This window comes from Sphaerospermopsis sp. LEGE 08334 (assembly GCF_015207205.1).
Taxonomy (GTDB): Bacteria; Cyanobacteriota; Cyanobacteriia; order Cyanobacteriales; family Nostocaceae; genus Sphaerospermopsis.
Window position 1 is genome coordinate 1 of sequence record NZ_JADEXH010000097.1, and the last position, 3,388, is coordinate 3,388.

Annotated in this window: 4 protein-coding genes; all 4 read right to left on the reverse strand. The window is 32.9% G+C overall.

Going from position 1 to position 3,388, the window contains the following annotated elements; translation table 11 throughout:
* Positions 1 to 277 precede the first annotated feature (277 nt).
* A complete protein-coding gene (locus tag IQ237_RS25825) occupies positions 278 to 631 on the reverse strand; it encodes a hypothetical protein (protein WP_194060096.1) in 354 nt (117 codons plus the stop codon).
* A gap of 1 nt (position 632) precedes the next feature.
* On the reverse strand, positions 633 to 887 hold the full coding sequence (locus IQ237_RS25830) for a hypothetical protein (RefSeq protein ID WP_194060097.1): 255 nt from the start codon (positions 885 to 887) through the stop codon (positions 633 to 635).
* Between the two features lie 36 nt (positions 888 to 923).
* Positions 924 to 1,739, reverse strand: a complete 816-nt coding sequence (locus IQ237_RS25835; protein WP_194060098.1) for a hypothetical protein — start codon at positions 1,737 to 1,739, stop codon at positions 924 to 926.
* Positions 1,740 to 1,938: 199 nt separating this feature from the next.
* Positions 1,939 to 3,388 (reverse strand): hypothetical protein (locus IQ237_RS25840; RefSeq protein ID WP_194060099.1); only part of this gene is annotated, 1,450 nt, incomplete at its 5' end.

The following is a 3,388-nucleotide window of genomic DNA, read 5'->3' on the forward strand; positions in this document are numbered from 1 at the left end:
AACATACCACAAATAACCCACAATACTCTCTTGCTTAGGAAGGGATTGTATACCACACACTCACTAAGTCAAGCCTTCACTACGTCTCATTCTTCGGGCTTGACTAAGTTCGTTAGTGTGGTCTAAATCCTCTTTTTTGTAAGCAAGAGAGATATGGGGGAACAAACTATTTGACTACTTACCTACCTACAAACCTTGTTATTTCTAGCGTGAAAGTCATAACAAAAGTTATTCAATAAAGTTATTCAATAACTTAACTCATAACCTACTAACCATACTAAAAATAGGAACTAATGACTTTAGTTAATTCTCCAGCTATCCTATCCTCACCCAGTGCTTTTGATAATTCAACTATCCGTAGTAGATCATCTTTCAAAGATAAAGTTGTATCTTGACTTTTGACTTTCAACTTCTCAGATTTTGGAGGATGATTTTTATACCATTCTCTGTCACTGCTGAAAATATCTTTAGCTACTTCATTTAGCGTATGAATATCAGGTATTGATTTACCAAGATATATCTGACGTTTCTTTTGATTGACAGTCTTTATAGCGTAAAAATAACCGTTTCTATTGGTTATACATAAATAGCCATAGTCGGTTTTAATTTTCTCAGTTTTAATTTTCTCCATACTATTTTCTCCTGTTATGCCAGTCGGAATTACTTGACATATATTCAGTAACATCATCAATAGTTGATTCTAACTTATCAACTATTTTTTCTAATTGTTGCAATCTATGTAGCACACATTTTAATTGCTCTTCAGTTTTTACTTGGAAAATAGTCTCTACTTGAGTACGTTTTTTAGTTTCTTCTGATATTTTTATAATTAATCCAAGTAGCGTTAACGTAATAGTAATTATTCCAAAAATTATCTCTGTTTCCATTTTAGTTAGCCCTGTTAATTTGTCCTCTTAATTTGTCTAGTCATCTTTTACTACAAAGTTTTTCCCTGTTAAGTCAATTAACCAGAATGGTGGAATAGTACCACCAAAAGCTAAATAAGCATATCTGAATCTCACTGTAGCTACAGGACGGTATCTTTTCTCCTTATATTTCTTACCTGCTATGTTTATTGTTTTTTGTGTAGTGCCTAAATTAGGTTTTTCGGGATTAGAAATAGTAATTTTATCCTCATCAAAAGGTGCATCTATGATATTACAAATTTTACGGTACAAATCAATACCGTCTTGTTTATTGTTGACTAAAACATAATTACCACGATAAAAACCATGATTCTCATCTAAATAACTAACTGCTATTTTTCCAGTAACATAAGTCCAGCCTTTACCATCAACTATGAATTGTTGTTTTATTTCCCGTGCTAATTCTACTAATTGTGTTTTTGTTACTGACTGGTTAATTTTTAGTAGTCTAACTGATTTTTCCTTATCAACTTTAGATATTCCATCTGGCACTGCTGCACTATCCTGAGAAAAGTAGATAAATAACTGTGGATGCTTACTTGCATCAGTTTCTCTATCAAACTTACTTCCATAAAAATTAGCTAATCCTTGCCTAAAATAACCACAAATAAAATAGAAAAAAAACAGTCGTAACAAGACAACAATCAAACTATCGTCATCCTCATCTACTAAACATACTTGTTTAAGTTCCCCGCGCTTAGTCCCAAGTCGAGCAACATTGTTGAACCATTTTTCGACTAATGGGTTATATACGTATTTAAGGGTATTCCTAATTAATACAACTTGTTTAGCCGCCTTACTTAATTCAGTCATAGTCTTGTCCTTTAGTTTGCAGTGAAAGTTATTTAATAAAAGTATTCAATAAAATGAAAATAACGTTATATCAATAGTTTTGGATGTAATTATTAATATCCCGTTATTTACCAACAATGAATACTAGATTTATTTTGGTAGTCATAAATAAAGTTATTTAATAATTTTATTTAATAACTTATTTTATGACCTAACTAGATTACTCATCATCATCTGGATAAGCATCTTCCAGTAATTTTGCGATACCTTTACTTTCAGTAGTTTTTTTATCCTCATCTGCTTTAACCTTAATAGCTTCTGGTACTTCCTTACCTTGTTTACTTTCAGTACCTGGCTTTTGTTCTATTGCATCATAAGTATCTTTTGTAGCCTGTTCTAATCCTTCCTTAGCTGATTTTATGTTTAGTGGTTCTTGAGTCACTTGTTCAACCATACTCGCGGTTTCCTCAAAGTTGTTTAATTTAGTTATTAATGGATTGTTAAAGTTTGGAGTAATATTCATCCAACCATAAGCTTTTTCTCCAACTACACCCCAAATTTTTAGAGCGTTAGCAATTTTAGCATTTTGTCCAGAGATGGTATTTAGAGCGTTTACCATCGTGTCTCCCATGCTTAAGAGGCTAGAAAATAAATTAGCACCCGCTTGATAAATTCTGTTGTAGTAATTCCATTGTTTAATCCAATAGTCGTAATTGTTTTTACCAACAATGGATTTAACTGCATTACTAATTGCCGAATTAATAGCTTCTCCTACCTGAAATTCATTGCCGTTGTCATCCTTTAACCCGACTAAATCAACTACGTTTTGAATAGCTTGAGTCAGGGTCTGAACAATATTCGTAGATAACATAGCAGCATTGTGAACAGTGACACCAAACGTCATAACGTTTAGCGCACGGTCGATAACTAACCAATTGAAACCTTGAATCAGTTTTCCAGACAAACCTATAATACTTCCTCCTCTCATAATGGCTGGCCCTAACTTTTCATCCATCACTTTACCAAGCGCGTAAAGTGATGTACTTACTCCCAAGTTAGTTGTTGTAGTTTGATCAATTTTTCTCAAGAGAGCATTGTCGACTTGGTTGTTAACAACAGTCGTATTTTGGTTGTTGACGACATTGTTATTAGTGTTGTTAACTACATTGTTGTTGGTTATAAAGTTGTTTATCACAGTTAATGGATTAAGCCTTTTCAGAACTAGTTGTATACCAGCAATTGTTACCAATATTCCTGCTATTTGTGCAGTGAATAATGCAATCTTACCTAGTATTTCTGGTATCTGTTTTTGAAGTTTAGCCAGTTCTTGATTTACTGTTTTTTGTAGTCCAGATATTTGTGAGTTTATAAAAGCGGTTAGTTCCGACACCCGTGCGTTCAACCCACTAATTTCACTCCACAAATTACCCACTATTTTTGATAATTCGCCAGTGTAATTTTCTAAATTTTCAATTCGTGATTGTAGCCTGAGCATTGCCTGTCTAGCAGCTTCTGTAATGAATTTTATTTCATTCTCTAATCGCTGCATTGCTGATAAAGCACCAGCAACAATATTATCAACTTCTTTTTTTAACCCATCAATTCTATTGATAGCTATGTCTGCTTTATCGTTAGCTTTATTAGCTAAAGAATATCCATTAATTGCTAAT

What these genes read in the sequence shown, in the direction of transcription:
- IQ237_RS25825 (WP_194060096.1), bottom strand. Translation starts at nt 631, where the DNA reads ATGGAGAAAATTAAAACTGAGAAAATTAAAACCGACTATGGCTATTTA.
- IQ237_RS25830 (WP_194060097.1), bottom strand. Translation starts at nt 887, where the DNA reads ATGGAAACAGAGATAATTTTTGGAATAATTACTATTACGTTAACGCTA.
- IQ237_RS25835 (WP_194060098.1), bottom strand. Translation starts at nt 1,739, where the DNA reads ATGACTGAATTAAGTAAGGCGGCTAAACAAGTTGTATTAATTAGGAAT.